This window comes from Caballeronia calidae, assembly GCF_900044055.2.
GTDB classification, from domain to species: domain Bacteria; phylum Pseudomonadota; class Gammaproteobacteria; order Burkholderiales; family Burkholderiaceae; genus Caballeronia; species Caballeronia calidae.
In genome coordinates, this window is record NZ_FCOX02000075.1 from 23,075 (window position 1) to 29,722 (window position 6,648).

Here is a 6,648-nt window from a genome sequence, read left to right on the forward strand (position 1 = left end):
GTTCTCCTATACTTGCGGAAACCGCAGAGCGAAACATGTTGGAATTGATGCACCGTCCGCTTCTTGGATCCCGGATGATCGCGTTTTTATCTCGCCTCCATGGCGGTTCACAATAAGTTGAATTTCGGTCAGCGAAAGGCTCGCGGCCTCTCTTGCTTCGAGCATCGCCTGCAACAGATCGTCCGGGCCGTCTGAATCCGGCATAGCACCGTGCCTTTTCGGCTGGCTCAGGGCTATCAGGAGATTTGCGTTCCGGCCAACGGTCTTCAGCCTCACGCACACGCGTGCGGAATCGTCGCACTGCAGTCTCATCAGATGCGCGATAATCGAGCGCAAGACGAATCTCAGTCTTCCGTCATCACCGTTGAGGTATACGTCACTACTCGACAAGGCCAGCTTGATCGATTCGCGATCGTAATCAGGGAAACCTTCCCATACCTCTCGAACGCAATCCCTGATGTTTACCGGCTTATCCATCCGCTTTGGAGATTCGCGTATGGATACTGCCTCTGCCAATCTCTCAAAGGTTATATCGGCTTTGGTCATTTCCGAGACCACGCGCGTCACCAAACTGCCGATTTTCGCCACGCCTTCGCGTTGCGACACGAGACTTCCCATGCAATCCGACACGATCGCGGGAATGTTTCGTGCAATCAGAGAAGCAAGAGTAAGTGGCGCACGAGTCTGTTGCGCGACAGCGCTAACCGTTTCATGAAGAAATCTGATGTCACGGTTCCACTCGATCCCCTGGATGTCGGTCAGAAACCACAGCGCAGCGTCAAAGCTCTGATCGAGATCCACGCGCGTCGCAAGCACTGATACCTTGGGCCCACTATCAGCTATGCCTTTGAGCGAAATATTAAGCTTTTCATCATGCTCGCTCGTGTTCTCGACTGGATAGTTGGAGGCCAACGTCACACGACGCTTGGTCGTCCTCACGTCGCCGTTCAGTATCTTTTTCGACCGATCACCTTCGGCATAATCGGAGAGGTATCCGAGGTCACCGATAAACGTGTCGTCGACATTGAGCAGGTGCGAAGCTGTCGCGTTCCTGCACATGATAATACCGTCCGAGCCGACTAGTACGACACCACGATCGGCCTCGCGCATCAGACAGTCGTTCATTTCTTCAAGCATTCGCGTGTGCAGACTCCTCTCGAGGCATTCAACGACGGCTTTGATTGCTTCGATGTCCGGACCGCAAAATGCCGACGCGGTGGCGCACTCCGCGTCCAACACCCAACGGACGCGCGGCTTGTTTCCAATCTTGCCCAGGTGGATCGGAACAGTCATGGCCGACCGCAGTCCACGCCTGCGGCCGTAATAGCCGTATTGCTCGACTGTCTTCGCCCCGATCTCGTTGACGATTCGAGTCTTGTCCTCGCGCAGAGAAGAGGCCAGCATGCCTTTGCCGATCGGTTGCTCATAATCGTTCGGCATGCGAAAGCGATTCTCGGACGAGTCTTGATAAAACAGTTCAAAGACTTCTTTCTGCCGATTGACTCGAAACAGGGCAACGTAGTCCCACTCGAACTGCTTCCTGATCCGATTGATGACTTTCTTGGCAGCGTCGCGCAAAGGTCCTTCGCGATCGATTATCTCACGCATTTCCGCAGCAAACCTCTCGCGATCGCGGCGGTCGCTCTGCTCACAGCGCTGCAGAATATGTTCGAGATCCAGGTCCTTCAAAACCCTCAGTTGGCGCCTACCATATCTGTTTTCTTCCTTTGAACACAAGCTCAGAGCACATTGAGGATGACCCAATCCATCGAATACCGGCAGGGTGAGAGCTGATCTTATACCGAAATCGTGATATCGCCTGACCACATCGCTTTCCAACAAACGGGGGTCCTGGGCTACAAAAGTCTGTACGTTGGGGATCCACGTTTTTCCTGATCTCAGGAATTCCGGAACGAACTCCGGCAATGCAAGGTAGCGAGAAGGCCATGAAAGGCTCTGCTTGGTATCTTCAGGATACATGCACACCGCACGGAACATTTTTCCGTCGTCGGCGTAGAAACCGAAGTTGGCGTGGTCAAAATGGATCAGTTTGCGTATCTCAGCAAAGATGGCGGCGAGTTGCACATGCCAGTACGGACACTCAGGGTTTCGCGGCGAAACTGTGGCCACTTCCGGAGCGAGTGCGAGACGCCGGATCCTTCCGCGAATCGTCTGTGCGGCATCTTCGATGACGACGACCAAACCTATGATTATTTTGCCCGGTGCGAATTCAGGCGTGAACACGATGCTGACGGCGCGCCCGCTTCGATTTCCGATCGGCGCGGAGGCGACCTCGAGTTTCACCGCCTTGCGCCAGCGCTTACAGCGCGAGATGGCAGCGGATATTCTGTGCGCGTGAGCGGGATCGAACAATGACTCAATCGGAGCACCGATCAGTTTTCCTCGATGATGAGGAAACTCCTTCGATACAACCTTGTTCGCAAAGGCTACGAGGCCCGTTAGAGATACACGGAGAACCGAGCACGGCGTCGCGTCAAAGCGCGCCTCTTCAGCCGAGCGATACGCGCTGGCGTCTGTCACGATGACCGCCGTAAAGGCTTCTCTGTCGCGAATGGACGTCAGCATTTGGAGCATAACTGGGATGCGCTCCCCAGTAGGCCGCTCAAAAACACCGTGGGCCGAGTAGATGCCCGCTTGTCCCGTCGAGTAACGGCCAGGGAAGTCGAGATTGAAGCATCCTGAGATGGGCGTGCCGACTCTCGAGGGAAACATCGACTCAAACGCCGAAGTGGCCTCGACGAGAATGCCACGTTGGTCCACCAGGGCAGCGACGGGTGCGTTCTTCGCCAACTCGGATGTCAATTTCTCGTGGACATCTATGGCGTCACTGGTTCTCAGCTGCATCGTGGCACCTTACTGATGCGTCCGATTGGGACGGTTCATCGGACCTGCTTTCAAAGGACCGAACATCGCCTTCGTCGAATCGATTGATGGGGCTGACTTTTAGATTGGGGACGTCTCGTTCTATGAACAGCGGAGAAATCCTTCTAGCAGTATAGGAATCCAGTTGCCACAACATGAAGATGTTTCTCCTTTTTGTTAGGCTGAGAACACTCCGTCATCTCTAGCGATGTCGTAACTCCAATATCGAATGAGCCACCGACGATCTGTATGGAGAAAAGTCGACATCTGTCTCGATTTGGGGAATTCGGACGCGCTTGCAGATGTCGTCGAACGTTCGTGATCTGGCAATGTTCAACTTGGCGATCGACAGCAAACTCCGAGCGTGCGATTTGACGCGACTGCAAGTGCAAGACATAAGCGTGGGCGGCCACGTCGTTTCTTGGGCAACGTTCATGCAGCAGAAAACCCGACGTCCGGTTCAGTTCGAAATCACGGAACAGACACTGCATAGCGTCGCGGCCTGGATCTCGGCACGAGGACTGAAACCCGTCGATTACCTGTTCCCAAGTCGGTTGCGTGCCTCGCCTCATCTGTCGACACGGCAGTACGCGCGGAATGTTCACCGCTGGGTTGCATCGATTGGGCTCCACGACGCGGCGTATGGGACTCACACGATGCGCCGTACCAAAGCTTCTTTGATCTATCGGCGAACGAAAAATCTGCGCGCAGTTCAACTGCTCCTTGCACATACCAAATTGGAGAGCACAGTGCGCTAGCTGGGCATTGAAGTCGACGACGCGCTCGAGATGGCTGAGCAAACCGAAGTCTGAACGCCGGTTGGTCGGCGAGCGGGCGCTTGCCGGCCAGAAGCAGTCGGCCCGCGATTTGTAGGTCCGGACATTCAGAAGTCCACGTCCGACTCCGGAAGCGGCCATTGCCCCGGAACAAGCGCGGTCGCGCCCCCACCATATCGCTGGGTCTCGGACACGGTGGCAAAGAGCCGCTGCGGCGCTCCACGCAAGTTATGTGCTCCCACCGGCGGTTGAACTGATCCACCACGTAGCAGCCGGGCCGAAGATGTGCAAACAGACCCTCTCACGTTAATTAACTGTCCATTTTTTGTGTATCGACGGCGTATTGCCAGCCGGAATTCGGCACCGGATCATCAGCCAATTCCCAGCACCTACCTCGATCTTGACCTTCTCATTTTTGCGCGTAGCGCTAAGGAAACGCTGATCAATTCGACTCGGCCGTCATCGCAGATGTGGCCGAGGACGTTGTAGAAGCAAGCTCACGGAACGGAACCATAGTGATGAAGCGGCAGATCAGCTTTGCAGAGGCGGAAAGTGCGGGCAAGAAGCGCGTGACCAAGCGTCAGCGCTTCCTGGCTGAGATGGAGACGGTCGTGCCGTGGCCGCGTTTGCTGGCGGCGATCGAACCATACTACCCGAAGGGCGAGCGAGGCCGACCGCCGATTGGCTTGGAACGTATGCTGCGTATTTACTTCCTGCAGCAGTGGTACGGGTTGTCGGATGAAGCGCTCGAAGACGCGCTCTATGACAGCATCGCGATGCGCGCCTTCGCCGGCATTGATCTGGCAGTTGAGAACGCGCCGGATGCGACCACGCTGTTGAAGTTCCGGCGTCTGCTGCTCGCGCACGATCTGACGCGCAAGTTGTTTGACGAAATCGGCATCTCGCTGTGTGAGCGCGGGTTGATGATGAAGGAAGGGACGCTGGTCGACGCGACGATCATTGAGGCGCCGGCTTCGACCAAGAACGCCGGGAAGAGTCGCGACCCGGAGATGCACCAGACCAAGAAAGGAAACGCGTGGCACTTCGGTATGAAGGCCCACGTCGGCGTCGATGCCGAATCTGGCCTCGTGCATAGCGTGGTGGGCACGGCGGCCAATGAGTCGGATGTGTCGCAGGCCCATGCCCTGTTGCACGGCCATGAGCAGGAAGCGTTCGGCGACGCGGGCTACATCGGCGTGGACAAACGCGACGAAATGAAGGGCAAGTCGGTGAAATGGCGCGTAGCGGCCAAGCGCGGAAAGATCAAGGCGATGCAGGATGGTCCGCTGAAGGATCTGGTGATCGCGCTTGAGAAAACCAAGGCGCAAATCCGCGCTCGGGTCGAGCATCCGTTTCATATCATCAAGAACCTGTTCCGTCATCGCAAAGTGCGCTACAAGGGACTGGCCAAGAACGCGGCGCAACTGTTCAGCCTGTTCGGTTTGGCGAACCTGGTGATCGCGCGAAATCTGTTGCGCTCGGTTCATGGAAGCAATCCGTCTTGTGTTTGAGAAATGCGAGAAGTGAAGCCCGTTTTCGGGCCGAACTCCCAAGAATTACCTTGGTTTCGCTTCGTCATCCGAAAATTGTGAACCAGCGCAGCCGATAACGAGCGCCCATCGACGAACCGACCGGCTCTCGCGCTGGATCGTTCAGCTCCAAGCACGTGTGGGCTGGTATCGAACGCTAGTGGCCGTCGCCAACAAGCACGCGCGCATCCTGTGGGCGATTCTGGCCAAAGGCGAGCGCTTCGATCCCTCGTATGTGCCGACCCGCCCGGCCCCCGCCGGTCGTGAGGCCGCAACCGCATGATCGAATAAATGAAGCATAGAGCCCCGCAACGCCAAAGTCGGGAACTCCGCATACAAGGATGCAACAGGCATGGATAGCGACAGGTCAGACCGGCAGCAGGCGAACTCGAGCACCCGTCAGGCGCTACATCACACGTATTCGCCGTCAACCGAATGGAGTCCTGCTGCGCGGTTACTATCCGGGCCCGGGCACAGCAACCATCGTGTCCAACAAGGCCGCTTATAGGCGTGCAGTCTGTCTCGCCGCTGAATGCCCGAATGTGTCCCAGTTCACATGGGAGTCGAACGGATGGATGAATGAACCCCGGGCTTGCAAAAAAGGAAAGTCCTTATAGACGGGTGCGCACCCAGCTTGTCGAGATGGCATGGTGCTGGCTGCGATACCAGCCAGGCAGTGCGCTGGCGCGATGGTTTAACGAGCGCACGCAAGGAACCGGGCCTAATCGCCGCGCCCGCCGCATCGCGATCGTTGCACTCGCCCGGCGGTTGGTGATCGCACTGTGGCGTTACCTGAAGGACGGCGTCATTCCCGACGGAGCTCAGTTCAAGCCGGCATGAAGTGGATGGTACGCAGTTCCGACGTTCTCGAGGCTAGGTTGGATTGTGACGTGCCCGGAAAACCGACGGGTTGCTCAATGCAACCGATGATTAGATGGGGCACATCTCCCGGATCGCGATGTCCGGCGCAGCGCGCATAAAGGATGAGGCCGGCACAACACCGGCGGATAGAAGTTGGTGAGACGTTGGTGTCTCACGTGCGCATCAACAGGATCCAACCCGACATGAGGAGTCCAGACCGTGCGACCCCAGACCTAAGGTATCGAATATGACCTAAACATCCATGTAGAGCTGATCGCGAAAATAAGGCTGATCGGCGCTTGACAACTCACCGCTCATAGAAGTCGGTCTTTAACATCCAACTGCGCAATCCAGGGTTCCAGGATCGCCCGTGGAACGCCATCTAAACACAGCGTCTTAAATAATGCAGCATAATCTATGTAGAACCTTGTTTGGCCTAACCCAGTGTCGGAAACAGGCCTCGACGGCCTTGAGGACTTCGACGAGCGTGGCGAAGTAGCGGTTATGTAATGCCAGACGCCGTGTCAGCTTCCAGACACGCTCGATCGGCGCCAGTTGCGGACTATATGGCGGCAGAAACAGCAAAGTCAGGTGCCGTC

4 protein-coding genes and 2 pseudogenes are annotated in these 6,648 nt (G+C 56.5%); 4 read left to right on the forward strand and 2 right to left on the reverse strand.

The genetic code is table 11. The features are described 5' to 3' along the window. Positions 1 to 6 precede the first annotated feature (6 nt). Positions 7 to 2,865 (reverse strand): PAS domain-containing protein, encoded by a 2,859-nt coding sequence (locus AWB78_RS35965; RefSeq protein WP_062611485.1) that lies wholly within the window; start codon positions 2,863 to 2,865, stop codon positions 7 to 9. A gap of 263 nt (positions 2,866 to 3,128) precedes the next feature. Between AWB78_RS35965 and AWB78_RS35970 the strand changes: the two genes are divergently transcribed. The 4 genes and pseudogenes from AWB78_RS35970 to AWB78_RS35980 all read left to right on the forward strand — a co-directional run. Next, the gene (locus AWB78_RS35970; RefSeq protein ID WP_062611486.1) at positions 3,129 to 3,641 is read left to right on the forward strand and encodes a tyrosine-type recombinase/integrase; all 513 of its coding nucleotides are present in this window, start codon (positions 3,129 to 3,131) and stop codon (positions 3,639 to 3,641) included. 536 nt (positions 3,642 to 4,177) lie between these two features. Continuing rightward, the gene (locus AWB78_RS35975; protein WP_062611487.1) at positions 4,178 to 5,170 is read left to right on the forward strand and encodes an IS5 family transposase; all 993 of its coding nucleotides are present in this window, start codon (positions 4,178 to 4,180) and stop codon (positions 5,168 to 5,170) included. Positions 5,171 to 5,264: 94 nt separating this feature from the next. Beyond that, positions 5,265 to 5,471, forward strand: a pseudogene (locus tag AWB78_RS50175) (IS110 family transposase); the annotation flags it as partial. A 335-nt stretch (positions 5,472 to 5,806) separates the two neighbouring features. Then, positions 5,807 to 6,028: pseudogene (locus AWB78_RS35980) on the forward strand (IS110 family RNA-guided transposase); the annotation flags it as partial. Between the two features lie 417 nt (positions 6,029 to 6,445). Here the strand turns inward: AWB78_RS35980 and AWB78_RS49910 are convergent. Then, on the reverse strand, positions 6,446 to 6,648 hold a 203-nt coding region (locus AWB78_RS49910), incomplete at its 5' end, for a transposase (protein WP_198399421.1).

Bases quoted from the DNA above. Each gene is read 5' to 3' on its own strand.
- AWB78_RS35965 (WP_062611485.1), bottom strand. From the start codon at position 2,865: ATGCAGCTGAGAACCAGTGACGCCATAGATGTCCACGAGAAATTGACA.
- AWB78_RS35975 (WP_062611487.1), top strand. From the start codon at position 4,178: ATGAAGCGGCAGATCAGCTTTGCAGAGGCGGAAAGTGCGGGCAAGAAG.